We start from the raw sequence: 23,075 nt of genomic DNA on the forward strand, positions 1-23,075 counted from the left end.
GGCCTCCTCGGTGCGGCGCTGGGCTTCGGCGAGTTCGGCGAAGCGGCGGTCGGTCTCGGCCCGGTGTTCCAGAAACTCTTGGCGGTGTTCCAGGAACTCCTGGCGGTGGGCGGCGAAAGTTTCGTTCAGCTTGCGGATCGTGTCGGCCATCTCCGCGAAGCGGCGATCGGTTTCGGCGCGATGGGCGGCCAGGGCCTCCTCGGTGCGGCGCTGGGCTTCGGCGAGTTCGGCGAAGCGGCGATCCACCTCCGCCCGGAAGGCGGCGAAGGCCTCGTCGCGTTGCTGCTGCGCCTGTGTGAGAGTCGCCACCGATTCGGTCAGGGCCTTCACGGACTGGGCCAGGTCCTGCACCGTGGTCTTCAAGTCCTCGACGGCCCGCTCCACCCGGCCGACCCGCAAGGAGAGCCGGCGCAGGATCTTGGGGGAATCCAGCAGCTCTCGGGTGAGCAGGCGCTGGCGCAGGGCCTCCACCCACTCCGGGTGCCGGTCCAGCAGGCGCATCAGGTCGTTGAAATCCCGCACCGTGAACCCCATCGCCGCCTCCTTCGAAGAGAGATTTTAGCACAGGATGCGCCACGCCTTCCAATGCAGCCATGATGGATCAGGGCTTTCCAGTTTTCCGCATATAGGCCAATTGTGAGCTGTTGCCTTACGCGTCCTGTGGTCGAAAGTAAGCACCCTTCCAGAAGGCCGGAGGGCCTCGCTGGGGAATGCGGCGCTCCGGGAGCTGCCTGAGTTATCATAGATAGCAAGACGATCCCCTGCGTTCTTGAGGAGGGAGGCACGATGGACCCGGAGGTCCGCAAGCGCACCCTGCGGTTGATCACCTACGGCCTGTATGTGCTCACCGCCGCGGACGGAGAGGAGATCGCGGCGGGGACCATCAACTGGCTCTCCCAGGCTTCCTTCCAGCCGCCCCTGGTGATGGTGGGGATCAAGAAGGACAGCCATCTGCACGCCCTGATCGAGCGGACGGGGAAGTTCGCGGTCAACATCCTGGGGGCTGGACAGAAGGAGATCGCCTCGGCCTTCTTCCGTCCCACCCAGGTCGCCGAGGGGAAGCTGAACGGTTATCCGTTCGAATGGGGGCCGCGGACCGGCGCACCCCTTCTGGTGGACCTGCCGGCCTGGTTCGAGGCCCAGGTGACCGATGCGGTGCGTCGGGGGGACCACACCGTGTTCGTCGCCGAGGTCATCGAGGCCGGCCTGCGGGATCCGGAGGCCCGGCCGCTGGTGATGTGGGACACGGGATGGTTTTACGGGGGATAATACGCGGAGGGATGGGCTTCGGAACCCCTTCAGATGAGGAGCAGCGACATGGCGCACACGCTGGATTTCCCCACACGGATCGAGATGGTGCGGGCGCGGGAGATCCTGGACTCCCGGGGCAACCCGACGGTGGAGGTGGAGGTGCGGCTGGCCGACGGCACGGTGGGGTGGGCCGCCGTGCCCTCTGGGGCCAGCACCGGCGCCCACGAGGCCTGGGAGCTGCGCGATGAGGACCCCGCCCGCTATCTGGGGAAGGGGGTGCTGCGCGCGGTGGAGAACGTCCGCTCCCGCATCGCCGAGGAGCTGGTGGGATGGGACGCCCTGGACCAGGCCGGCATCGATGAGGCGCTGATCAGCCTGGATGGGACGGAGAACAAGCGGGAGCTGGGGGCCAACGCCATCCTCGGTGTCAGCCTGGCCGTGGCGGCCGCCGCCGCCCGCTCCCTGGGCCTTCCCCTCTACCGCTATCTGGGCGGCGTGGCGGCGCGGGTGCTCCCGGTGCCCATGATGAACATCCTCAACGGCGGCAAGCACGCCGACGACTCCGCCGATCTGCAGGAGTTCCTCATCCTGCCGCTGGGCGCCCCCTCCTTCGCCGAGGCCCTCCGCTGGGGAGCCGAGGTCTACCATCACCTCAAGAAGGTCCTGAAGAAGCGGGGCTACAGCACCAACGTGGGCGACGAGGGGGGTTTCGCCCCCTCCCTGAAGTCCAACCAGGAGGCCATCGAGCTGATCCTGGAGGCCATCCAGGCCGCCGGCTACACGCCGGGGGAGCAGATCGCCCTGGGCCTGGACGCCGCGGCCAGTGAGCTCTTCCAGGACGGCGTCTATGTGCTGCGGAAGGAGGGGCGGACCCTGCGGGCCCCGGAGCTGGTCGAGCTCTACGCCCGCTGGGTGGAGCAGTATCCCATCCTTTCCATTGAGGATGGGATGGCGGAGGACGACTGGGAGGGCTGGCGGCTGCTGATGGAGCGCCTGGGGGGCCGGATCCAGCTGGTGGGGGACGATCTCCTGGTGACCAATGTAAGCCGCATCCGGCGGGCCATCGCCGAGCGGGCCTGCAACGCGCTGCTGTGCAAGGTGAACCAGATCGGCACCCTCACCGAGGCCATCGAGGCGGCGCGGCTGGCCCAGCGGGCGGGCTGGGGGCTGATCATCTCCCACCGCAGCGGGGAGACCGAGGACACCTTCATCGCGGACCTGGCCGTGGCGCTGAATGCCGGGCAGATCAAGACCGGGGCGCCGTGCCGCAGCGATCGCGTGGCCAAATACAACCGGCTGCTGCGCATCGAGGAGGAGCTGGGGGAGGCCGCCCGATACGCCGGCCGCTCCGCTTTCCCGGGATGGGCGTAGAAGGCTGAACGATCTCCGGTCGATTGTGTCGGGAAGGGACGGGGACCATCCGCGAATGGGCGGGCGCAGAGGCTTCGGGGACCATGCGGGATTCGCGGATGGTCTTTCCTAAGGAAACCACTAAAAGAAAGGAGCTCGGATGATCCGCGTGGTCACGGACAGCGGCGCGCATCTTCCCCCGGCCCTCTTCGAGGAGCTGGGGATCACCGTCGTCCCTCTGGTCGTGAACATGGGGGGACAGACCTACTACGAGGGGGAGGATCTGGATCTGGAGGCGTTCTATGACTACCTGCGGTCCTCCCCCACGTTACCCACCACGTCCCAGCCGCCGGTGGGCCGGTTCTACGAGGTCTACCGGCGGCTGAGCGAGGAGGGCGCCACGATCATCTCACTGCACCTCTCCTCGGCCCTGAGCGGGACGTATGCGGCGGCCGTCGCAGCGCGGGAGATGCTGCCCGGGGCGGATATCCATGTGGTGGACACCCAGTTGATCTCGGTGCCCCAGGGGATCCTGGTGCTGGAGGCTGCCCGCATGGCCCGGGCGGGGGCGACGGCGAAGGAGATCGTGGAGCGGATGGAGTTCATGCGAGCCCACACGGTCTTCTACTTTGTGCTCGATACCCTGGAGTATCTGGCCAAGGGCGGGCGGGTGAGCCACATCCAGGCGCTCATGGGGAACGTGCTGCAGCTCAAGCCCATCCTCAAGCTGCACGAGGGACGGATCGAGGCCCACGAGCGGGTGCGCACCACCCAGCGGGCCCGGGCCCGGCTCCAGGAGCTGATCCGGGAATACGCGCGGGGGCGGAAGGACCTGCGCATCGGGGTGATGCACACCCGGCTTCCGGAGGTGGCGGAGGCGGTCGCCCGCGCGCTGCGGGAGGAGCTGCGGCCGGCGGAGATCTTCGTCGCCGAGGCCGGCCCGGCGGTGGCCACTCATGCCGGGCCCGGCGGGCTGGGCCTGGCATGCTACGGAGAAGAGGCGGAAGGGGGCGGGGCATGAAGAGGATGAAGTTCGGCACGCGGGTGGAGGTGGCGGAGCGGATGACCGCGGAGGAGTTCCTGGAGCTGGCCCCGGAGGATCGCAAGGCGGAGCTCATCGATGGGGTGATGATCATGCCTTCACCGGCCCTGGACATCCACGAGCGGCTGTTCGGCTTCCTGTTCCGCTTGATCAGCGAATATGTGGAGATGTATGATCTGGGGGAGGTGCGGGGATCGCGGACGCCGGTCGTTTTGGCGTCGGACCAGGTGTATGAGCCGGACATCTTGTTTGTGGCCCGGGAGCGGGTGGGTTTGATCACCGAGCGGGGGGGTGATGGGGGCGCCGGACCTGGTGGTGGAGATCCTGTCCCGGGCGACGGTGGCATATGATCGGGGGCCGAAGTTGCGGGGGTATGAGCGGGCGGGGGTGCGGGAGGTATGGTTGATTGACCCCTATGGGCCGGCGGGGACGGAGTTTTACCAGCTGGAAGGGGGGCAGTTCGTGCCGGCCCGGGTGGAGGGCGGGGTGTTGCGGAGCGCGGCGATCCCGGTCTTTGCGTTGCGGGCCGAGTGGCTGTGGCCGGAGGGGCGGTTCATCCCGGTCCGGGAGGCCCTGGCCTGGATGGAAGCCCAGGGTGGGCCTTCCGCGGCCGCCTAAGACGGGAGCTTTTTGGCTTTCCGGGGGGAGGGTTTGCTTCGGATCCGATCACAGCGCGAGGGCAGCAAGGCGGCGGCGTGCCTGCGTCCGGCCGGCCCGGGCGGACGGGGGTGGAATCCCCGAGTCGATTCAAGGACGGGGAGGCCACTGCCCGCTCTTCTTCGCCCACCTGGTGACGCGTTGTTGTGATCCTAATGAGGATCTCGGATGTCGTGGCCCCGTGTCCCCGTGCCGAGTGTGTCCCGAAATCGTAGGACAACTGCAGTCAGTTGTCCTACAAAGCGACCAGGCCTGGCAAAATTGGGACCCACCGGCCCAGGCCCTGTGCTCGATCTTGACATGGTCCATGTCCTCCGGGTAAAATGAAGAGTGCACGTGGGGCCGTAGCTCAGCTGGGAGAGCGCTCCTCTCGCACGGGAGAGGTCGCCGGTTCGAATCCGGTCGGCTCCACTGGTTGGAAATCGTGGGCCCGTAGCGCAGCTGGGAGCGCGCCTCAATGGCATTGAGGAGGTCACGGGTTCGAATCCCGTCGGGTCCACCTGTTCCAGGGCGCGAAAGCGCCCTAATTTTTATCCGTCGTCGGATTGTGGAGCCTGCTAAAGGCGGGGAAGGGGAGTAGTAGGCCATCCTCCAGCGAGCGGCCGGTTGGTGCGAGGCCGCACGGCCCCTGAGGAGGGCCAGCGGGGCGAGGGTCCCTCGGGTCATCCCCGGATCCCGGGCGACTCTGGTGGAAGCCCCCAAAGGCTGAACTCGCCCCGGAGCTGCCGGGGTGAACGTCTGCCCGGCGGGTAGCCCCGGCCGGGTCGCGCCCGTTACCGCGCCAGAGCGCACCGGAGGCGCAGACCCCGCGCTCCCGGTGAATCAGGGTGGGACCGCGGAGGAGCCCCCCTTCGTCCCTGACGGAGGGGGGCTCTTTCCTTAAGAGACCGGGGCTCGAAGGATCCCGAATCGTTCCGGAGGGAGCGGGATGACCGTGATGGCCCATGCGGCGGCCGGCGTGGTGGCCGCGTATGTCATCCAGCGCGCCGCCCATCAGCCCTTCCACCTGGGCGTGGCGGGTCTGGCGGCCCTGCTCAGCGGGCTGCCCGACCTGGATCTCCTGTGGGGCTGGTGGCGCCGGCGTCGGGCCGGGGGCGAAGGCCATAATCCCCACCACGCCCTCTGGACCCACACGCCATTGTTCTGGGGGATCTGGGGTCTTTGCCTGGCCTGGGCTTTCCACCTGCCGGTCGCCCTGGTGCTCGGGCTGGCTTTTGTGCACTTGGCGCTGGACAGCCTGGGGACCGACGATGGGATCATGTGGTTGTGGCCATGGCGGCGGCGGCAGTACGCCCTCTGGCCTCGGGACCTCCACGCCCCCGGGGTGCGGGGGCTGGCCTTCTATCGCCGCTATTACCGGCAGCCTCTTTTCCTTGCGCTGGAGCTCTCCTTGCTGGTGCTGGCCGGGGCCATCGTGGCCCATGAGCTGGTCTCCATACCCTGAGCAGGAGGATCCCGATGGCGCTGAGAAGCGACTGGATCTGGTGGAACGGGCGGCTGGTCCCATGGGATCAGGCCACCGTCCACGTGACGGCGCACGCCCTCCACTACGGGACCAGCGTCTTCGAGGGGATCCGGGCGTATGAGACGCCGCAGGGGCCGGCCATCTTCCGGCTGCGGCCCCATCTGGCCCGCCTGTTCTTCTCCGCCCGGCTCCTGCGCATCGAGATCCCTTACACGGAGGAGCAGCTGGCCGAGGCGGTGGTGGAGACGGTGCGCGCCAACGGCCACGCCTCCTGCTACATCCGCCCCCTGGTCTTTCGGGGAGCGGGCGTCCTGGGGGTCGACGGCCGCTCCTGCCCGGTGGAGGTGGTGATCATCACTTTCGAGTGGGGAAAGTATCTGGGCCAGGAGGCCCTGGAGAAGGGCGTGGACGTCATCGTCTCCTCCTGGCGGCGCATGGCACCGGATACCTTCCCTGCTCTGGGGAAGATCGGGGGCCAGTATGTGAACTCGCAGTTCGCCGCCATGGAGGCCCATGACCTGGGCTATGCCGAGGCGATCATGCTGGATGCCTACGGCTACGTGGCCGAGGGGAGCGGGGAGAACCTCTTCCTGGTGAAGGACGGGGTGATCTACACGCCGCCCCTCCACAACTCGATCCTGCTCGGGGTCACCCGCGACGCCGTGCTCACCCTGGCCCGGGAGCAGGGCCTGGAGGTCCGGGAGCAACCCATCCCCCGGGAGTGGCTCTACGCCGCCGATGAGATCTTCATGACCGGGACGGCGGCGGAGATCACCCCCGTGCGATCGGTGGACCGCATTCGCATCGGCTGCGGGGAGCCGGGGCCGATCACCCGGCGGCTGCAGGAGCGCTTCTTCGCCATCGTGACCGGCCAGGCGCCGGATCTTTATGGATGGCTGACGGTGGTGGATCGGAAAGGATGAAAAGGAGGTGTGGGATGGAGCGCTATGAGCCTCAGGCCATCGAGCCGAAGTGGCAGCAGCGCTGGGAGGAAAGCGGGATCTACCGGGCGGTCCGCGACCCGAGCCGCCCCAAGTTCTATTTCCTGACCATGTTCCCGTATCCCTCGGGCGACCTGCACATGGGTCACTGGTTCGCCATGGCCCCCAGCGACGCCGTCGCCCGCTACCTGCGCATGAAAGGCTACAACGTCCTCTTCCCCATCGGCTTCGACGCCTTCGGCCTGCCCGCGGAGAACGCCGCCATCAAGCACAACACCCACCCCAAGACCTGGACCTATGCCAACATCGAGCGGATGCGCCGGCAGCTGCGCCGCATGGGGGCCTCCTTTGACTGGACACGGGAGGTCATCACCTGCGAGCCGGAATACTACAAATGGAACCAGTGGTTCTTCATCCAGTTCTACAAGCGCGGGCTGGCCTACCGCAAACGCTCAGCGGTGGATTTCTGCCCGACGTGCAACACCACCCTGGCCCGGGAGCAGGTGGTCTCCCAGGACGGGGAGCGGGTCTGCGAACGGTGTGGGACACCGGTGATCAAGAAGGAGCTGGAGCAGTGGTTCCTGCGCATCACCGCCTACGCCGACGAACTGCTGGACCACAGCCGGCTGGACTGGCCGGAGCGGGTGTGCACGATGCAGAAGAACTGGATCGGCCGCAGCGAAGGCGCTGAGATCGTCTTCCCCACCGAGGGGGAGGATTCCATTGTGGTTTTCACCACCCGCCCGGACACCCTGTTCGGGGCCACCTTCGTCGTGCTGGCTCCGGAACATCCCCTGGTGCCGAAGCTGACCGCCCCGGAGCGCCGCGCTGAAGTGGAGGCCTACATCCATGAGGCCCAGCGCCGCACCGAGATCGAGCGGCTATCCCTGGAGCGGGAGAAGACCGGCGTCTTCATCGGGGCCTACGCCCGCCATCCGCTGACGGAGGAGCGGCTGCCCATCTGGATCTCCGACTACGTGCTGATGGAATACGGGACGGGGGCGGTGATGGGCGTGCCCGCCCACGATCAGCGGGACTTCGAGTTCGCCACGAAGTTCAACTTGCCCATCCGGGTGGTGATCGCCCCGCCCGGCTGGCAGGGGGAGCCCCTGTCGGCCGCTTACGAGGGGCCCGGGACGATGGTGAACTCCGGCCCCTTCGACGGCCTGCCCAGCGAGGAGGGCAAGAAGGCCGTGGTGGCCGAGCTGGAGCGACGCGGCCTGGGCCGCCCCGCCGTCTCCTACCGCTTGCGGGACTGGTGCATCAGCCGCCAGCGCTACTGGGGCACCCCTATCCCCATCATCTACTGCCCGAAGTGCGGCACCGTCCCCGTGCCGGAAGACCAGCTGCCGGTGCTGTTGCCGGAGACCGTCAACGTCCTGCCCACCGGCGAGTCGCCTCTGAAATACCTGGAGGAGTTCGTCCGGACGACGTGCCCGCAGTGCGGCGGCCCGGCCGAGCGGGAGACCGACACGATGGACACCTTCGTCGATTCCTCCTGGTATCAATACCGCTACCTGAGCCCGCACAAGGACGACGCGCCGTGGGATGAGGAGGAGGCCCGCTACTGGCTGCCGGTGGACCTCTACACCGGCGGCGTCGAGCACGCTACCATGCACCTGCTCTACACCCGGTTCTGGACCAAGGTCCTGCGCGATATGGGAATGGTCTGGTTCGATGAGCCGATGATCCGCCTGCGCAACCAGGGCGTCATCCTGGGAGAGGACCGGGAGAAGATGTCCAAGTCCCGGGGCAACGTGGTGGCCCCTGACGAGCTGGTGGAGCGCTACGGGGCGGACACCGTGCGGGCTTACCTGATGTTCGGCTTCCGCTGGGACCTGGGCGGCCCCTGGAGCTCCACCGGCATCGAAGGGGTCCACCGCTGGCTAAACCGGGTGTGGAACCTGGTCCTGGAGCCGGCCGCGGCCGCAGGGGAGCCCACGCCCGAACAGGTGGCCGAGCTGCGGCGCTGGACCCATCGCACCATCAAGCGGGTGAGCCAGGACCTGGAGGACTTCGAGTTCAACACCGCCATCGCTGCCCTGATGGAGTTCACCAACTACCTCCAGGAGGCGAAGGCAACCCCGGTGGCCGGCCACGAGGCCTGGCGGGAGGCCATCCGGACGCTGCTGTTGTTGCTGGCGCCTTTCACCCCGCACCTGGCGGAGGAGCTGTGGGAGCGCCTGGGCTATCCCTACAGCATTCACCAGCAGCCGTGGCCGCAATGGGATGAAGCTCTGGCCCGGGCCGATACCATCACCCTGGTGATCCAGATCAACGGGCGGGTGCGGGACCGGGTGGAGGTGCCGGCCTCGATCACCGAGGAGGAGGCCCGGCGCATCGCCCTGGACCGGGCCAACGTCCGCCGTCATCTGGGGGACCGCCAGCCCCAGCGCATCATCTATGTGCCCGGGCGGCTGATCAACATCGTGGTGGAATGAGCCGCAGCCTGTATGCTGCCGGCGCGGCGGGGCGGGCATCCGTGCCTGCCCCGCCGGTGTTTTTCTCCAGCGGCCTCGTTGGGACCTCGGGCCCGCGCCGACAGAGGAGCGGAAGCCTCTCCCCCTGCAGGCCGAAATTCCTTATCGGCCGCAGGCCGCGACCTGCGCCTTCTCGAAGAGGAAAGGTTCGGGGCTGAAGCCCCTCCTGCGACAAGAAAGGGGGTATCGGCGAAGGCTGACGCTCGGCGCCGCATGTCCTCCGGGAGGCCGGTTTCCAATCGGCGCGGGACAGCTTATCGGCTCAGAAGCCAGTTGAGGGCGAGGAGGAGGATCAGGATCGGGAGGTCCACGGCGAGGAGAAGGGCGAACAGGGGCGTGAGCCGCGACAGGAGATGGACGGTCACCTCGGCGAGGGCCGGGAGGAGGGAGCTGGGTCCGGCCAGCAGCAGCAGCCCCAGCAGCGCCCCACCTGCGATCCCCACCGCCGGCCATGCCGCCCGATCGGAAGGGCTCGGCCACATCGCGTTCCCCACGGTAAAGAGCAGGTAAAGAAGCGCCCCGCCGCCCTCCCGTTGCAACAGCCCCTGGAGCGCCTGCGCGGCAGAAGCCCACAGGGCCAGCCCGGACGAAGGGGTTGAAGGCTCCGCTCCTCCCATCAGCGCGATCACGCCGATCCCGGTCAACAGCGGGGCCGCCCCGATCAGGCTCATCCGGAAGGGATCCCCCTCCTCCAGCTGCACCGCCCCCAGACGGATCCGACCGCCCATCCGCCGGGGCCAGAACACAAAACGATAGCGGCGGATCCCCAGGAGCAGCGCCGCGATCCAGTGGCTGAGCTCGTGGAGGAGCACGCCCGGGAACAGCAGGGCCCAGTAGAGCACGATGGCCGCGTCGGGATCCCGCGCCAGGCGGTGCAGCGCGAGCTGGAGGTTCCGATGCAGGGCTCGCTGCGTGAGGTAGAGCAGCCCGGCGGTGAGGAGGAAGGCCAGGCCGGTCTCCAGGTGAGCCCTTTCAGCCATCCCGGGCCTCCTCCCGGCCCAGGGTCGCCCCGAGGAAATCCGGATGGCCGTTCAGAAAGGCCTCGATGGGCATCATCCGCTTGCCCTCCATCTGAACCATCTGGAGCTCCAGGACGCCCTCGCCCGTCCCCACGCCCGCCCCGCCGTTCACCCGCACCACCCGGCCGGGAGGCGCGTGGAGGTCGAGGCGGACCCGGGCCGGGCCGATCTTCAACAGGCGGCCTTTCCAGAACGTGTAAGCGCCGGGCCAGGGCGTGAAGGCCCGGATGCGCCGTTCGATCTCCACCGCCGGGCGGCGCCAGTCGATCTCCCCATCCGCTTTGGTGATCCGCGGGCAGTAAGTGGCCTGGGACGGATCCTGGGGTTGCGGCGTGATCTCCCCCGCCAGCCAGCGTCGCAGGGTCTCCCGCATCAGGCGGGCCCCCCGTCGGGCCAGACGCTCCCCCAGGGTTTCCGCGGTGTCCTCCGGGTAAATCGGCTCCCGTTCCATCGCCAGGATCGGCCCGGCGTCCACCTCCTCGGTCATCAGCATCACCGTCACACCGGTCTCCGAATCCCCGTGGAGGAGGGCGGCCTGGATCGGCGCGGGGCCCCGGTAGCGGGGGAGGAGCGAAGCGTGAAGATTCAGGCATCCGTAGGGGGGAAGGGCGAGCACCTCCGGGGGCAGGATCAGCCCGTACGCCACCACCACGATGACCTCCGGCCGTAGGGCCCGCAGCTGGGCCACCGCCTCCGGGTCCCGGCGGAGGGAGCGGGGCTGGAACACCGGAAGCCCCCGTTCCTGGGCCCAGACCTTCACCGGCGGCGGGGTGGGGCGCAGGCCGCGCCCGGCGGGTTTGTCCGGCTGGGTGAACACCCCCACGATCTCGTGCTCCTCCGCCAGGGCCTCGAAGGTGGGCAGGGCAAAGGTGGGGGAGCCCATCAGCACCAGGCGCGCCATCATCCCTCCTCCAGCTCCCGCAGATAGCGCCACGTGTAGATGCCCGCCGAGTGACCGTCCCCCCAGAAGAAACGCACCGCGTAGTTGCCCACCGGCTCCAGGCCCACCAGCGTGTCATCGGGGGCAGGGCGCAGGAACAGAGGATCTTCCTGTGCGCGCTGGGCCTCCACTCGGCACAGGGCGCAGGGGCAGGCTGCCCGCAGCCGGGACCATGAGAAGGCACGTTGGAGACCATCCGGCCACTCCACGATCACCGATCGTGTCTCCGGATCGATCCGGGCCCACGCCGGCATCGATTCCTCCCCTTCCCAAGTTCGAAGCTCACCCTTTTGGGACCTCGCTGTTCATTTTCCCCGAATCGACCGGAACCGGAAAAGCCGGGCGAGGTCCCGAGGCCCCATCGTTCGAATCGCTCGGCGGTGGATGTTGAAACTTCGAGGGGAAGAGCGATCGATCCGCTCGAAGACCATCCTTTCCCGGAGGGCAGGGGAGGGCGCGTCCCGAGGCGCGGGGAGATCCCAAGCACCCGACAGGGCCCCCGCACGTCCGCCCCCAGTGCGATCGCGAGCCGGGGCTTCCAAGACCTCCGCGGGGGTCTGGATCGCCTTCCTGGGGCCCCAAAGGGATCACAGGGGACAAACCTCCAAGGTTTCCTAAGCCCCCGACCCGAGGCCCCACACGGTCCTTGCAGGATGCAATTTTGATGTTTCCGGCACGATAAAACATTTATACACCTCATTTTAGACCAATCGACCAAAGTTATGCTGTATATTAAAGTTTTATTTGGGTTGAATGATATGTAATTTGATCCCAAATTATGACCGCGATATTTTAATTGAGGGTTGCATGGAGTGGGAGTAAGTGGGTGTAGAATAGGGGGGAATGGGTGTGGGGAAGAGCTCGGTGAGGAGGGAATCGATGTATCCGGACAGCGAGATCCTGTTCCCGCCCCGGTGCATCCCGTTGTTGGCGGAGGTGCGGGGCAAGGCATGGAAGGCGCTGGTGCGTCGGGTGGCCCGGCTGCCGGAGGACCATCCGGACACGCTGGCCCTTTCCTTGACCGTGATCCGCCTCGCAGGCTGCTTGACCTGCGACATGGACAGCTACCGGGCGTCCCTGGGGTGCGCGACCTGCTCCCAGCGGGCCGTGGCCGGGTTCAAGGGGACGGACGAGCAGTTGATCGAGCGCTTCGAGGAGGCCCGGGAGGAGATCGAGGCTTACCTGAACCGGGGGGTGCGTCCTTCGATGAAGCGGAAGGCCTCCAAGCAGAAGGCCTCCGGACCCTCGAGCGCTCCGGCCCGGTAGTGGCTGGGGTTCGGACGCGAGTTGGGACAGAGGGAGAGGGATCTCCTCGCCGGGTAGAATGGTGAGGGATAGCCCGACCCCCGAGGTCTCCCATGACCCAGCCTGTCCTGATGCGCGGATTGAGACCAGCCTGGTTTGAGGAGGAGACCCCCGGCGGGCTTTGGAGCTGTTGAAGGCGATTTCGGGCGAGCGCGCGCCGGTGCGGGATGGGGAGTTCAGCAGGGGGACGGTTTCGATGCGGGACCGGCAGGCCCTCGTGGGCGCCGGCTGCCTTCCACCTCTTCTTCCCACGCACCCCCGCGGATGTCTGAGCCTCAGGGCCGGGTGCCTCAGCCCAGCTCGTCCCAGTCGATCTTCGGCAACCCGTAGAGGCCGGCTTTGAGGACCTTCAGGGAGAGCAGGGCGCACTTGATGCGGGCCGGCCCCAGGGGGATCCCCAGCATCTCCAGGATATCGTCGCGGGTCAGCCGGCGGGCCTCCTCGACGGTGGCCCCCTTGATCCGCTCGGTCAGCATGGACGCCGAGGCCTGGCTGATCGCGCATCCTTTCCCCGAAAACCGCACATCCACGATGCGCCCATCCTGCACCTTCAGGTCAATCCGGATCCGATCCCCGCACAGGGGATTGTCATCTTCGTAGGAGATGTCCGCGTCCGGCAGCACGCCGTAATTGCGTGGGTTCTCATAATGATCCAGGATGATCTCCCGGTAGAGGTCTTCCATCGCCCTCTCGCCCCAGGAAAGAGATGCCCTTCCCAACGTCTCATCCGTCATCATACCACGGTCCCGGCCGCTCTTCACGTTTGGGGCCTGAGATCCCGGCAAGGGGGGAGGCGCAGCGTCTCGCTCCGTCCATCCAGGGCGGCGATCCGATCCAGGACGGCGGCCGCGCTGATCGCAGAAGGGGAATCCCCTTCCTCGGTGAGGAGGATGTGCACGGCCAGGCCGAAGGGATTCAGGGCGTCCCGGGCCGCATAGGCCAGCGCGAGCAGCCCGGCTTTCCCGGCCCCATAGGCGGCGTGGGGGATCTTCCCCTCCAGAATCGGCGCGGGAATCATGAAGACGAAGGCCCCGCGTCCCCGCGAGATCATCGCCGGGGCGGCGGCCTGCAGCAGATTGAAAGCCCCTTTGAGGATCACAGCCACCGTGCGGTCCCATTCGTATTCCCCCATCTCTAGCAGCCCGCGGTGCGGATGGACCTCCGCGTGATGGACGACCAGGTCCAGCCGGCCCCAGCGGTCCAGGATCTCCTGGACCATGGCTCCTACGGCCACCCGATTGGCCACATCCGCGTGGAAAGGCTCCGCGGATCCCCCCGCCGTGCGGATTTGTTCGGCGGTCCGCTCCGCGGCGGCCGGGTGGATGTCGTTGGCTACGATGTGGAAGCCGCGGGCGGCCAGCTCCTGGGCGAGGCGCTCCCCCCATCCGCGCCCGGCCCCGGTGATCAGCGCGATCTTCATCCTTTCCTCCTGGCGTGCGCTCATGCGTGGAATCGGAAGTGCAGAACGTCCCCGTCCTGGACCTCGTAGTCGCGCCCCTCGATGCGCCAGAGGCCTCGCTCCCGGGCGGCCTGGGGGGAGCCGGCCTCGACCAGGACGTTCCAGGGAATCACCTCGGCCCGGATGAAGCCGCGTTCCATATCGGAGTGCACCCGCCCGGCCGCTTGCTGCGCGCGGGTCCCCTTTCGGATGGCCCAGGCCCGCACCTCATGGCCGCCGGTGATGGTGAAGAACGTGATGAGGCCCAGATGGGCATAGGCCGCCTGGATCAGGCGATCCAGGGCGGAGCCGGAGAGGCCCAGGCTTTCCCGATAGGCTCGGGCTTCCTCCTCAGGCCATTCGTTCAGGGCGGCCTCCAGCTCCGCGCAGACGACGAGGAAGGGGCTTCCCTCGGCCACCGCACGACGGGCCAGCTCCGCTGCTGCAGAGCCGTCTTCCGGAAGGTCCTTCTCCGAAACATTCAGGACGATCAGGCGGGGCTTGTCGGTGAGCAGGAAGAGCTCCCGCAACAGCCCCTGCCAGGCTGCCCGGCCCGGCCAGGTTCGGGCCGGACGACCGGACTGGAGATGGGCGGCCAGATCCTCCAGGGCGGCGAGGGTTTCGGCGAAGGCCTGGGGATCGGCCTTCGCCGCCCTCCGGGTCTTCTCCAGGCGGCGCTGCACCGTCTCCAGATCGGCCAGCGCCAGCTCCAGATCCAGCACCTCCAGCTCCGCCAGGGGATCCACCTCGCCCAGGCCGGCCGGGACGTTCGGCGCCTCGAACCCGCGGAGCACCATCAGGATGGCATCTACCTCACGGATGTGCGCCAGGAACTGGTTCCCAAGACCTTCCCCCCGATGGGCGTTCCGCACCAGCCCGGCGATGTCCACAACGGTCAGGGTGGCCGGGACCACCCGCTCCGGTTGGATGATCCGGGCCAGGGCGTCCAGCCGGGGATCGGGCACAGGGACGACGCCGCGGTGCGGCTCGATGGTGGTGAAGGGATAGGGCGCGGTGGGCACTGAGTGGCGGGTAAGGGCATTGAAAAGCGTCGATTTGCCCGCGTTGGGCATCCCCACCAGACCGATCTCCATCGTCGCCTCGGCTTTTCGAAATGTCCCCGAGGAAGATTCTACCGGAAACCGGGCGTTCGGGCCTCCGGGACGGCCGGGCGTGGGGTCAACGGCTCATGGACGGATCTCGATCGGAAGGGGAAGGATCACGCCATCTGTCCTGGAGCCGTCCACCGGGATCCGGCCGCCGGGGGGCGCCCGGCGATACAGCCCCACCTTGAGGACATAGCGCCCGGGGGAGACGGTATTCGGGACCCGGAGGCGATAGAAGTCGCTGTAGAGCTGCCCCGGCCGCCAGCGGGGGAGGGGCAGAGAGGCGGGATGCTCGTGATCCTCCTGAAACACTTGATGGGCCTCGGGGTGATCGGCAGGGAGGACGTGGGCGTAGACGCTCAGGGGTTCGGTGACCGGCCGGAGGGCGCGGAACCAGAGGGTCAGGCCGATGTCCTCGTCCCGGCGGACTTGCGGCGACTCGATGGAAAAAGCGGCCAGCTCCACCTGGCCGCCGAACCGCTGGTTCAGGCAGAGGCGGCCGGCGCCCTCGCAGAAGGGCTGATGGCGGATCCACGCCCAGCCCGCGAGGGCGACCCCGTTCAGGGCGATGCCAGCGAACAGGAGCAGGATGAGGATCGCGGAGGCCCATCGGGCTGGAAGCCTGAAACCAAACACCGGGGGGACCGGCCGGCGGAGGCCCCACAGCCCGAAGGCTCATAAGGCGGCGATCCCGAGCCGGAAACCCCAGGCGATGGGGAGGAACCCCGCTCGGTTTGCGGCGATCCCTCCTGATGCTCATAGTCTGGAGGCCTCATCCCCAGTGACAGCCTCCGTTGAGGACTCCAGCGCCCGGGCAGCCTCGAGGGCGGCCAGGGCGACTTCCAGCATGGCGTCGTCGGGCTCCCGCGTGGTCAACCGTTGAAGCCACAGGTTCGGCGCGAAGAGCCAGGACACCGGTCGCAGATGATGGTAACGGGCGCTCAGCCACAGCAGCTCATAGGAAAGACCTGCCAGGGCCGGGAGCAGGGCCAGGCGGAGCAGCAGGCGCTCGATGACCGTCGAAGCAGGTAGGAAAGCAAAAAGGACCGCGGCGACCACGATCACCGTGAGGAGAAACGCGGTGCCGCAGCGAGGGTGAGCGGTGGGGAAGGGGCGGGCCCCAGCCACCGTGAGGGGCGCCCCAGCCTCCAGGGCGTGCACCACTTTGTGCTCGGCGCCGTGGTAGGCGAAGACGCGGCGGACCTCGGGATGGCGCCCGACGGCGATCAGGTAGCCGATCACCAACCCGAGGCGGAGGGCCGCTTCCACCGCCGTCCGGATCCACGCGGAGGTCCCCAGCGCCCCTTCGATCCCCTCCGCTAGGAAAGCCGGCAGCAGCAGGAAGATCCCCAGGGCGAGGGCCAGGGAGAGCGCCATCGTGAGCAGGGCGGCCGGGCTTCGCAGGCCCTCCCGGGTTTCGATCTCCCCGGCCGCCACCGTGGCGGAGAACCAGAGGGCTTCCATCCCCCAGCGCAGGGTCTCCCAGAGGACGAAGACGCCCCGGAGGAAGGGCCAGCGGCGCCAGCCCCGCCGGGGCGGCAGCCGGGTCGTCCAGCGGACGATCTGCCCATCGGGGGCGCGGACGGCCACGGCCAGCCCCGCCGGCCCCCGGATCATCACCCCTTCCAGGACGGCCTGGCCTCCATAGAGGGCAGTGACGCGCGGTGGAACGGAAACGCGCTCCGACATCCCTGCGCCTCACATCACGATGTGCAGCCGGGAGCCCGCCGCCGTCTTGCGGACCTCAATGCGGACCGGGAAGGCGTCCTGGAACTCCTCCAGGTGGGAGATCACCAGGATCGTGGCGAACTCGTCCTTGATGGCGTTCAGGGCTTCGATCAGCCGCTCCCGGCCCGCCTGGTCCTGGGAGCCGAACCCCTCATCCACCACCAGCAGCCGCAGGGGGGTTCCGGAGCGCCGGGCGAGGATCCGGGAGAGGGCCAGGCGGATGGCGAAGTCCACCCGGAACTTCTCCCCGCCGGAGAAGTTTTCGTAGGGCCGCTCCTCCCCCTCGTCGGAGATCAGGATGTCCAGAGTCTCCCGGACGTTGCCTTCTTTGGTCTCCCGCTGGGAGCGGAAGCGCACGGTGAGGCGCCCGTCGGTCAGGCGGTGGAGGATGCGGTTGGCCTCCTCCTCGATCTCCGGGAGGATGGCTTCGATGATCATGGCCGGGACCCCGTTCCGGCTGAAGGCGAGCTGCAGATCCCGATAGAGCCCTTTTTCCTCCTCCAGGCGGAGGATCTCCTCCTGCAGGCTCTGCCGTTCCTGTTCCAGCTGATCGAGGATCTTGAGCCGCTGTTCGGCAGCGATCAGGCGATCCCGCGCTTCCCGCTCCGCCCGCCGGGCTTCCTCCAGCCGTCGCTGGGCTTCGGGCAAGGCCTTCAGGCGCTCCGTCAGCGCCTGCCCGGTCTGTTCCAGCTCCCCGATGGATCGGAGGATGCGCTCCCGGCGTTCGAGGCTGTCGTGATACAGGCCCTCCAGCCGGCGGAGGGCTTCCTCCTCCTGGGGGACGCGCTGCTCGGCCTCCTGAAGGCGCGGCCAGTCCTGGGCCTCCTCCTCCAGCGCTCGGATCCGCCGGCCCAGGGCGCGGTGGGCCTCGGCGTCGTAGCCTAGGGTGCGGAGCGCTTCGTCGATGTGGCGCAGCTCGGCTTGCGCCTCGGGGGCGATGAGATCCTCCTGGAGCCGTCGTTCCACTTCTTGAAGCGCTGCCTCCAGGTCCGCGAGCCGTTCCTTTTCCCGCAGGATGTCCGCCCGCTCCCCCTCGATCTGCTCCAGGCGGGATTGGAGTCGGGCAAGGGCGCTTAGGACCTGTCGGCATTCCTCCAGGCGGGCGGCGGTCTCGGCCTGTTCCTGCTCCAGCGCCTGGAGACGGTTCTGGTTCTCCCGGTAGCGGTCGGCCCGGCGGCGTCCTTCTTCCTCCCACTCCCGGCGCAGGCGTTCCCGTTCCGCATCGGGAAGGGGGCGACGGCATGTGGGGCATTCCGCTCCGATCTGTGCGATGGCCTGGATGCGCGCTTTGAGATCCTTCATTTCTTCATAGAGGCGGCGGTTCTCGCTCTGACGTTCGACCCGCTCGGCCTGCAGCGTCTGAAGCCGTTCCTCGAGGGCCTGGATCTCCTGCTCCAGCGCAGGCTGCCGGCTCAGGCGCTCCCGGAGGTCGGCGGCCTCGCGCTCCAGCTCTGGCAGGCGGCTCGCGCGATCCCGGGCGGCTTCGATCTCTCGCTCCAGTCGCTGGCGTTCCCCCTCCAGCTGCGCCAGGGCGACGGCGATTTGCTTCTCCAGCTCGGCGCGGCGCTCTCGAAGGGCATTCGCGGCATGGGAGGCCTCGTCCATGCGGGCGAGCTCCTCCCGGGCGCGCTGGAGCGCGGCCCAGGTGGCCTCGATGGCGGTCCGTCGCTCGAGCAGCGCGCGCCACCGGCGCAGGGATTCCTCCTGCTGGCGGATCTGTTCCTCCAGGCGAGCCAGGCTGTTTTCTACCTCTTGGCGCTGGGCCTGCAGCTCGCGGAGCCGCCCCTGGACCTCGCGGGCCCGCTCCTCATCCCGGCGCAGCTCCTCCCAGACCTTCTCCGCTTTCTCCCGCTCCTCCTGCCGGGCCAGATGCTCGGCCGAGGCCTTCCGGAGCTCGGCTTCCCGCTGAGGGCGCTGGGCCAGCTCCTTCTCGCATTCCTGGATCCGCCAGCGCAGGGTCTCCAGCTCCTGATCGATGCGGCGGATCTTCTCCTTCGCCCGCTCCTCCAGCTCTGCCCATCGTCTGAGCTGGAGGATCTCCGCCAGGACGTCCTTGCGCTCTGCGGGGGTTTTGGTGGTGAACTCATCGGCGCGCCCCTGACGGATGAAGGCGGAGTTCACGAAGGTTTCGAAGTCGATCCCGAGGGTCTGGGAGATCAGCCGCTCGGTCTCCCGGAGGCCGGAACCGGTGAGGGAGCGACGGCGGGGCGCCAGCATCTGGAAGTCCAGGGTGCTGCCTTTCCCCCGGCGGCGGGTGCGGGTCACCTGATAGAGGGCCTCCCCTAAGCGGAAGGTGAGGCTCACCCGGGCCTCTTTTTCTCCCCGATGCACCAGCAGATCCTGATCCCGGTCCAGACGGGAGGTCTTCCCCCACAGGGCCCATGTGATGGCATCCAAGAGGCTGCTCTTGCCGGCCCCGTTGGGCCCCACCAGCGCGGCCATGTGCAGGCCGTTGAAATCCAGGACCCCTTCTCGATAGCTCAGAAAGTTCTTTAACTCCAGCCGAACCAGCTCCATCGCGCTTTACCTCTACCAGGGCGGCGGAGATCTTCTAACGGATCCGCATGTCCATCCTCTTCCGATTGCCATCGGCCTCTAAGGCGCTGTGCGCCGGACGTCGCCTTCGCCGGCGCAGAATGTTTTCCCGATCGGCGCAGGCTTTCGCGCCGATTGAAATCGGCCTTCTGAGGCGCTCCGCGCCGGGCGTCGGCGAAGGCCGACGCCTTTTTCCTTACGATCGGCGGAGGCCGACCGTCGGCCGGAGGCCTCCTCCGGTCGAATTCATTCGACGTGTGAAGCTCACGGCTCTTCCTCGCGCATCAGCTGCTCCGCCAGGCGGAGCAATCGCTCCCGTCGCCCGGGGTCCGGCGGGGGATCCCGGGAGTCCAGGTAGCGGGCCAGCAGATCCAGGGGGGTCAGATGTTCCATCTCCGTCAGGCTGATGCGGGAGCGGACGCTTTCCTCCCGTTCGATGTGAAGGCTTGAGACGGAGAACGCGCCGGCCTTCTCCAGCTCCTCCCGGAGCCGGGCCTCTCGCAGACGCTCCGCCTGCTCCGGCCGGATGCGCACCCGGGCCCGCACCACCGCCTCCCGGATCCGATCGGCCTGGCGGCGGATCTCGGCGATGGCGGTCATCTCTGGGTCGGCGGCCTGGCGGAGGTCCAGGGAGAGGGTGAAGAAACGCCGGGCGGGGAGCTCGACGAAGCGCCACCGGGCATCCCCCCGGCGAACCTCCACCCAGCAAAAGCCCTTCGGCTCATCTTCCTCGCTGAAGTCCACCCGCTCCACGCTCCCGCTGTAGACAATCGGTGGAGCCCCATCGCCCAGGGCCTGATGCTTGTGGATATGGCCCAGGGCCACGTAGTCGATGGCCGGATGGCGGAACATGGAGGGAGGCAGGACCACGTCGTAGCCGATCATCACCTGGCGCTCGGAGCCGTAGGCCGCCCCCTCGATGGAGAAATGCCCGGCCACGATGGTCGGCAGAGCGGGATCGATCTTCGTCTCCAGGAGATGTTGGAGCACCGCGTGAAGCGTCTCCCGGAGCTGATGATCCAGCTCCTCCGGGGAGAGGTTTCTCCAGGTTTCATCTTTCAGGAGGCGGCTGCGCACCGGGAAGGGCATGCCGATCACCTGGAGAGGGCCGCGGCGCGTGTCAATGCGATGCACGTCCTCCCGGCGCCCCACAATGAGGCCTTCGCCGCCCCGGAGCAGCGGCCGGAACTCCCCGAAAACGTCCAGCGGGGTGGCCCGCTTCTCCATCCCCGGCAGATCGTGGTTGCCGACCAGTAGGAACACCGGGAGGCCCGCCTCCAGCAGGCGCCGGAGGCGAGCGGCGAACTCCCGCAGATAGGTCGGGGAGGGATCCCGGTTCTTGAAGGCGTCCCCACAGAAAAGGATCAGGTCGGCCTCGTGCTCGATGGCGTAGTCCACGATGCGATCAAAGGCATATAGGAAGTCCACCACCCGCCGGTTCAGGCCGGTCTGGGGGTCGATCTGGCCGTGGGCCTCCATGCCGATATGCAGATCGGCGAAATGAAGGACGCGAATGGGCTCGGGTGCCATAAGTGGTCCCAGAGAGCGGGAAGTTCACGGAAATTTTAACCGAAGTCACCGCTCCTCGCCTCCCGCTAATGAGGAGGGGAGAGCGGCCCTCAGGGGGCGCGGGGCCGACGGGCCAGCCGGCGCCAGGCCCAGCGCAGGAGCCGGATCCCGCCCCAGGCCCCGAACAGCAGGAAGGTCCATTGGACTCCCCGGAGGAACGCACCGATCAACGCCTCGGGGCCCAAGGAATCCCTCCCGGTGGTCCGACCGATCCCCGGGATCGGGGTGAGGGTGGGGCCGGGCGTGGGAGTGGGGGGCAGCTCGATCTGAACGGTCGGGGTGAGGACAGGGGTGCCAGTGGGCTCGGGCTCAAAAGTTGGGGCGATCTCCTCCGTAGGGGTAGGGGTGGGCATCGCGTTCGCCACCCGGTATCCGGGGAACAGGAAATCCTGGTGGCCGCCTCCTTGATCCCAGATGCGGATCAGGATCACGTAATCCCCATCGGGGAAGAGCGTGGTGTTCCAAGTGGCCAGGACCATCGGCACTTCCGCGCGGACCGCCCGGCCCTCGACCAGCCAGCGCCACTCTTTGGTGAAATCATAGGCGTCCAGGATGGCCACGTCGTATTTGGCGAAGTTGGGATGGGTGGCGATGCCCACGATGTCGACGGTGCCCCGCACTGGCTGATCCCGGGGAGGCGAGATCACCTGGGCGTTGCCCTGGGCCCAGGCGATGGCCGAGATCCGTCCTACCGCTCCCACTCCGAGGAGCAGGAGCAGAAGCCGGAGGAAGGCGCGAGGTCGGGGATCGAGGCGGGACCTCATCGATGGCATCCGCATGCGGCGCAGGAGTGAGCGGAGCACCCGGCGCACCCGGCCGGGCCGGTCACGATCCTCCCGTCGCTGACCGCGGCGAACAGGGAGATCAGGCGCCCGGTGCGCAGGCTCCCACACTGGGCGCAGGGGGCAGGATCGTCGGCGTGGGCCATCCCCCGCAACAGCTCGAACTTCGTCCCGCAATCCTGGCAGAGGTATTCATACAGCGGCATCCTCGCGTTCCTCCTCAGGGATGGGCGGAAGGCGCAGGTTCCTCGGCATGGGCGGTCGAGGGGTTGATGAGGCCCAGCATCCGCCCCACCCGCTCGAAGATCTCCAGGCCGCGCTCCAGCTGCTCGTCGGTGTGGGTGGCCATATACGAGGTGCGCAGGAGCTGCTTGCCGGGAGGGACGGCGGGGCCGACCACACAGTTGACGTAGACTCCGTTCTCGAAGAGCGCCTTCCAGGCCAGGGCAGTTTTGATGTCGTCGCCGATGATGATGGGCACGATGGGGGTCTGGCTGGGCCCGATGTCGAAGCCCAGGCGGCGGAGCTCGTAGCGCATGCGGGCGCCGATCTCGTTGACCCGTTGGACTCGCTCCGGCTCCTCCAGCATGATCTCCAGGGCGGCCAGCACCGCGGCCACGTTGGGGGCGGGCAGGCTGGCGCTGAAGATCAGGGAGCGAGCGTGGTGCTGGATGTAGTGGATCACCGCCTCGTCCCCGGCGATGAACCCGCCGATGGAGGCGAAGGACTTGCTGAAGGTGCCCATGATGAGATCCACCTGATCCGTGAGCCCGAAGTGGGCGGCGGTCCCGCGCCCGTTGGGGCCGAGGACCCCCAGGGAGTGGGCGTCGTCGACCATCAGGCGCGCGCCGTGTTTGCGGCAGATCTCCACCAGCTGGGGCAGCGGGGCGATGTCCCCGCCCATGGAATACACCCCATCCACCACCACCAGCTTGCCCGCCTCGGGAGGGAGAGCAGCCAGCAGGCGCTCCAGGGCGGCCATGTCGTTGTGGGAGAAACGCTTGGTCACCCCCATCGACATCCGGGCGCCGTCCACGATGCTGGCGTGATCCTCTTTATCCAGGATCACGTAATCCCCCCGCCCGACGAGGGCGGAGATGGTCCCCAGGTTGGTCTGATAGCCCGTGGAGAACACCAGGGCCGCTTCCTTGCCGACGAAGGCGGCCAGGCGCTCCTCCAGCTCCCGATGCAGGCGCAGGGTGCCGTTCAGGAAGCGGGAGCCGGTGCATGAGGTGCCATAGCGCTTGAGGGCCTCGATGGCCGCCTCTTTGACCTTGGGATGGGTGGTCAGGCCCAGGTAGTTGTTGGAGCCGAACATCAGGATGCGGCGCCCCTGGTAGATGACCTCGGTGCCCTCGTTTTCCTCCAGGGGGATGAAATAGGGATAGAAGCCGGCGGCCATCGCTTCTTTCGCGGTGGTGAACCCGTAGCACTTCGCGAAGATATCCATCGCCCCCTCCATCGGAT

General features: G+C 67.8%; 22 protein-coding genes, 2 tRNA genes and 1 pseudogene. 11 read left to right on the forward strand and 14 right to left on the reverse strand.

Annotated features, from left to right (window positions below; genetic code table 11):
• A pseudogene (locus tag CFB18_RS05110) lies at positions 1–534 on the reverse strand (hypothetical protein); the annotation flags it as partial.
• A gap of 252 nt (positions 535–786) precedes the next feature.
• On the opposite strand from CFB18_RS05110, the gene CFB18_RS05115 reads away from it, so the two are divergent.
• The 10 genes from CFB18_RS05115 (at position 787) to leuS (ending at position 9,147) form a co-directional block, all read left to right on the forward strand.
• The gene (locus tag CFB18_RS05115) at positions 787–1,269 is read left to right on the forward strand and encodes a flavin reductase family protein (RefSeq protein ID WP_088570730.1); all 483 of its coding nucleotides are present in this window, start codon (positions 787–789) and stop codon (positions 1,267–1,269) included.
• Positions 1,270–1,317: 48 nt separating this feature from the next.
• Positions 1,318–2,622: a phosphopyruvate hydratase gene (gene eno, locus CFB18_RS05120; protein WP_088570731.1), complete on the forward strand. Its 1,305-nt coding sequence runs from the start codon at positions 1,318–1,320 to the stop codon at positions 2,620–2,622.
• 139 nt (positions 2,623–2,761) lie between these two features.
• Positions 2,762–3,622, forward strand: coding sequence for a DegV family protein (locus tag CFB18_RS05125; protein ID WP_088570732.1), 861 nt, complete (start codon positions 2,762–2,764; stop codon positions 3,620–3,622).
• The gene (locus CFB18_RS16210) at positions 3,619–3,993 is read left to right on the forward strand and encodes a Uma2 family endonuclease (RefSeq protein ID WP_159461586.1); all 375 of its coding nucleotides are present in this window, start codon (positions 3,619–3,621) and stop codon (positions 3,991–3,993) included. Before CFB18_RS05125 ends, CFB18_RS16210 begins: the two co-directional genes overlap by 4 nt.
• Positions 3,938–4,261 carry a Uma2 family endonuclease gene (locus tag CFB18_RS16215; RefSeq protein ID WP_088570734.1) on the forward strand — a complete coding sequence of 108 codons (324 nt, stop codon included), beginning with the start codon at positions 3,938–3,940 and terminating at the stop codon, positions 4,259–4,261. Before CFB18_RS16210 ends, CFB18_RS16215 begins: the two co-directional genes overlap by 56 nt.
• Before the next feature lie 377 nt (positions 4,262–4,638).
• Positions 4,639–4,711, forward strand: a tRNA-Ala gene (locus tag CFB18_RS05140).
• A 15-nt stretch (positions 4,712–4,726) separates the two neighbouring features.
• Positions 4,727–4,799 (forward strand) — tRNA-Ala (locus tag CFB18_RS05145).
• Positions 4,800–5,228: 429 nt separating this feature from the next.
• Positions 5,229–5,744, forward strand: a complete 516-nt coding sequence (locus CFB18_RS05150; RefSeq protein WP_088570735.1) for a metal-dependent hydrolase — start codon at positions 5,229–5,231, stop codon at positions 5,742–5,744.
• Positions 5,745–5,758: 14 nt separating this feature from the next.
• The gene (locus CFB18_RS05155; RefSeq protein WP_200808091.1) at positions 5,759–6,688 is read left to right on the forward strand and encodes a branched-chain amino acid transaminase; all 930 of its coding nucleotides are present in this window, start codon (positions 5,759–5,761) and stop codon (positions 6,686–6,688) included.
• A gap of 14 nt (positions 6,689–6,702) precedes the next feature.
• Positions 6,703–9,147 carry a leucine--tRNA ligase gene (gene leuS / locus CFB18_RS05160; protein ID WP_088570737.1) on the forward strand — a complete coding sequence of 815 codons (2,445 nt, stop codon included), beginning with the start codon at positions 6,703–6,705 and terminating at the stop codon, positions 9,145–9,147.
• Positions 9,148–9,440: 293 nt separating this feature from the next.
• Here leuS and CFB18_RS05165 read toward each other — a convergent pair whose 3' ends face one another.
• Genes CFB18_RS05165 through CFB18_RS05175 form a run of 3 tightly spaced genes read right to left on the reverse strand, consistent with a single transcriptional unit; the run spans position 9,441 to position 11,399 of the window.
• Positions 9,441–10,166: a hypothetical protein gene (locus CFB18_RS05165; RefSeq protein ID WP_088570738.1), complete on the reverse strand. Its 726-nt coding sequence runs from the start codon at positions 10,164–10,166 to the stop codon at positions 9,441–9,443.
• On the reverse strand, positions 10,159–11,106 hold the full coding sequence (gene fmt / locus CFB18_RS05170) for a methionyl-tRNA formyltransferase (RefSeq protein WP_200808092.1): 948 nt from the start codon (positions 11,104–11,106) through the stop codon (positions 10,159–10,161). The genes CFB18_RS05165 and fmt overlap by 8 nt, the downstream gene beginning before the upstream one ends.
• Positions 11,106–11,399: a DUF971 domain-containing protein gene (locus CFB18_RS05175; RefSeq protein WP_088570740.1), complete on the reverse strand. Its 294-nt coding sequence runs from the start codon at positions 11,397–11,399 to the stop codon at positions 11,106–11,108. The genes fmt and CFB18_RS05175 overlap by 1 nt, the downstream gene beginning before the upstream one ends.
• Before the next feature lie 625 nt (positions 11,400–12,024).
• On the opposite strand from CFB18_RS05175, the gene CFB18_RS05180 reads away from it, so the two are divergent.
• Entirely contained in the window at positions 12,025–12,411 is a 387-nt protein-coding gene (locus tag CFB18_RS05180) for a hypothetical protein (protein ID WP_088570741.1), read from the forward strand.
• Positions 12,412–12,740: 329 nt separating this feature from the next.
• Here CFB18_RS05180 and sufU read toward each other — a convergent pair whose 3' ends face one another.
• The 10 genes from sufU to CFB18_RS05230 all read right to left on the reverse strand — a co-directional run bounded on the left by sufU (position 12,741) and on the right by CFB18_RS05230 (position 23,058).
• Positions 12,741–13,133, reverse strand: a complete 393-nt coding sequence (gene sufU / locus CFB18_RS05185; RefSeq protein ID WP_088570742.1) for a Fe-S cluster assembly sulfur transfer protein SufU — start codon at positions 13,131–13,133, stop codon at positions 12,741–12,743.
• A 74-nt stretch (positions 13,134–13,207) separates the two neighbouring features.
• Positions 13,208–13,870 (reverse strand): SDR family NAD(P)-dependent oxidoreductase, encoded by a 663-nt coding sequence (locus tag CFB18_RS05190; RefSeq protein ID WP_159461587.1) that lies wholly within the window; start codon positions 13,868–13,870, stop codon positions 13,208–13,210.
• 20 nt (positions 13,871–13,890) lie between these two features.
• Positions 13,891–14,982: a redox-regulated ATPase YchF gene (gene ychF, locus CFB18_RS05195; protein WP_088570744.1), complete on the reverse strand. Its 1,092-nt coding sequence runs from the start codon at positions 14,980–14,982 to the stop codon at positions 13,891–13,893.
• Between the two features lie 93 nt (positions 14,983–15,075).
• Entirely contained in the window at positions 15,076–15,630 is a 555-nt protein-coding gene (locus tag CFB18_RS05200; RefSeq protein WP_088570745.1) for a hypothetical protein, read from the reverse strand.
• 120 nt (positions 15,631–15,750) lie between these two features.
• Entirely contained in the window at positions 15,751–16,683 is a 933-nt protein-coding gene (locus tag CFB18_RS05205) for a DUF1385 domain-containing protein (protein ID WP_088570746.1), read from the reverse strand.
• Between the two features lie 9 nt (positions 16,684–16,692).
• On the reverse strand, positions 16,693–19,239 hold the full coding sequence (locus tag CFB18_RS05210; RefSeq protein WP_088570747.1) for an AAA family ATPase: 2,547 nt from the start codon (positions 19,237–19,239) through the stop codon (positions 16,693–16,695).
• A 282-nt stretch (positions 19,240–19,521) separates the two neighbouring features.
• A complete protein-coding gene (locus CFB18_RS05215; RefSeq protein ID WP_088570748.1) occupies positions 19,522–20,787 on the reverse strand; it encodes a metallophosphoesterase family protein in 1,266 nt (421 codons plus the stop codon).
• 89 nt (positions 20,788–20,876) lie between these two features.
• On the reverse strand, positions 20,877–21,590 hold the full coding sequence (locus tag CFB18_RS05220; RefSeq protein WP_088570749.1) for a hypothetical protein: 714 nt from the start codon (positions 21,588–21,590) through the stop codon (positions 20,877–20,879).
• The gene (locus tag CFB18_RS05225; RefSeq protein ID WP_088570750.1) at positions 21,587–21,814 is read right to left on the reverse strand and encodes an FmdB family zinc ribbon protein; all 228 of its coding nucleotides are present in this window, start codon (positions 21,812–21,814) and stop codon (positions 21,587–21,589) included. The genes CFB18_RS05220 and CFB18_RS05225 overlap by 4 nt, the downstream gene beginning before the upstream one ends.
• A gap of 14 nt (positions 21,815–21,828) precedes the next feature.
• Positions 21,829–23,058 (reverse strand): aminotransferase class I/II-fold pyridoxal phosphate-dependent enzyme, encoded by a 1,230-nt coding sequence (locus tag CFB18_RS05230; protein WP_088570751.1) that lies wholly within the window; start codon positions 23,056–23,058, stop codon positions 21,829–21,831.
• Between the last annotated feature and the right edge of the window lie 17 nt (positions 23,059–23,075).

Origin of the sequence: Thermoflexus hugenholtzii JAD2, from assembly GCF_900187885.1 — a bacterium.
Lineage (GTDB): Bacteria > Chloroflexota > Anaerolineae > Thermoflexales > Thermoflexaceae > Thermoflexus > Thermoflexus hugenholtzii.

Bases quoted from the DNA above. Each gene is read 5' to 3' on its own strand.
- CFB18_RS05150 (WP_088570735.1), top strand. From the start codon at position 5,229: ATGACCGTGATGGCCCATGCGGCGGCCGGCGTGGTGGCCGCGTATGTC.
- fmt (WP_200808092.1), bottom strand. From the start codon at position 11,106: ATGGCGCGCCTGGTGCTGATGGGCTCCCCCACCTTTGCCCTGCCCACC.
- CFB18_RS05225 (WP_088570750.1), bottom strand. From the start codon at position 21,814: ATGCCGCTGTATGAATACCTCTGCCAGGATTGCGGGACGAAGTTCGAG.
- eno (WP_088570731.1), top strand. From the start codon at position 1,318: ATGGCGCACACGCTGGATTTCCCCACACGGATCGAGATGGTGCGGGCG.
- CFB18_RS05115 (WP_088570730.1), top strand. From the start codon at position 787: ATGGACCCGGAGGTCCGCAAGCGCACCCTGCGGTTGATCACCTACGGC.
- CFB18_RS05215 (WP_088570748.1), bottom strand. From the start codon at position 20,787: ATGGCACCCGAGCCCATTCGCGTCCTTCATTTCGCCGATCTGCATATC.
- CFB18_RS05210 (WP_088570747.1), bottom strand. From the start codon at position 19,239: ATGGAGCTGGTTCGGCTGGAGTTAAAGAACTTTCTGAGCTATCGAGAA.
- sufU (WP_088570742.1), bottom strand. From the start codon at position 13,133: ATGGAAGACCTCTACCGGGAGATCATCCTGGATCATTATGAGAACCCA.
- leuS (WP_088570737.1), top strand. From the start codon at position 6,703: ATGGAGCGCTATGAGCCTCAGGCCATCGAGCCGAAGTGGCAGCAGCGC.
- ychF (WP_088570744.1), bottom strand. From the start codon at position 14,982: ATGGAGATCGGTCTGGTGGGGATGCCCAACGCGGGCAAATCGACGCTT.
- CFB18_RS05165 (WP_088570738.1), bottom strand. From the start codon at position 10,166: ATGGCTGAAAGGGCTCACCTGGAGACCGGCCTGGCCTTCCTCCTCACC.
- CFB18_RS16210 (WP_159461586.1), top strand. From the start codon at position 3,619: ATGAAGAGGATGAAGTTCGGCACGCGGGTGGAGGTGGCGGAGCGGATG.
- CFB18_RS05220 (WP_088570749.1), bottom strand. From the start codon at position 21,590: ATGAGGTCCCGCCTCGATCCCCGACCTCGCGCCTTCCTCCGGCTTCTG.
- CFB18_RS05155 (WP_200808091.1), top strand. From the start codon at position 5,759: ATGGCGCTGAGAAGCGACTGGATCTGGTGGAACGGGCGGCTGGTCCCA.
- CFB18_RS05180 (WP_088570741.1), top strand. From the start codon at position 12,025: ATGTATCCGGACAGCGAGATCCTGTTCCCGCCCCGGTGCATCCCGTTG.
- CFB18_RS05230 (WP_088570751.1), bottom strand. From the start codon at position 23,058: ATGGATATCTTCGCGAAGTGCTACGGGTTCACCACCGCGAAAGAAGCG.
- CFB18_RS05190 (WP_159461587.1), bottom strand. From the start codon at position 13,870: ATGAAGATCGCGCTGATCACCGGGGCCGGGCGCGGATGGGGGGAGCGC.
- CFB18_RS16215 (WP_088570734.1), top strand. From the start codon at position 3,938: ATGGGGGCGCCGGACCTGGTGGTGGAGATCCTGTCCCGGGCGACGGTG.
- CFB18_RS05175 (WP_088570740.1), bottom strand. From the start codon at position 11,399: ATGCCGGCGTGGGCCCGGATCGATCCGGAGACACGATCGGTGATCGTG.
- CFB18_RS05205 (WP_088570746.1), bottom strand. From the start codon at position 16,683: ATGTCGGAGCGCGTTTCCGTTCCACCGCGCGTCACTGCCCTCTATGGA.
- CFB18_RS05125 (WP_088570732.1), top strand. From the start codon at position 2,762: ATGATCCGCGTGGTCACGGACAGCGGCGCGCATCTTCCCCCGGCCCTC.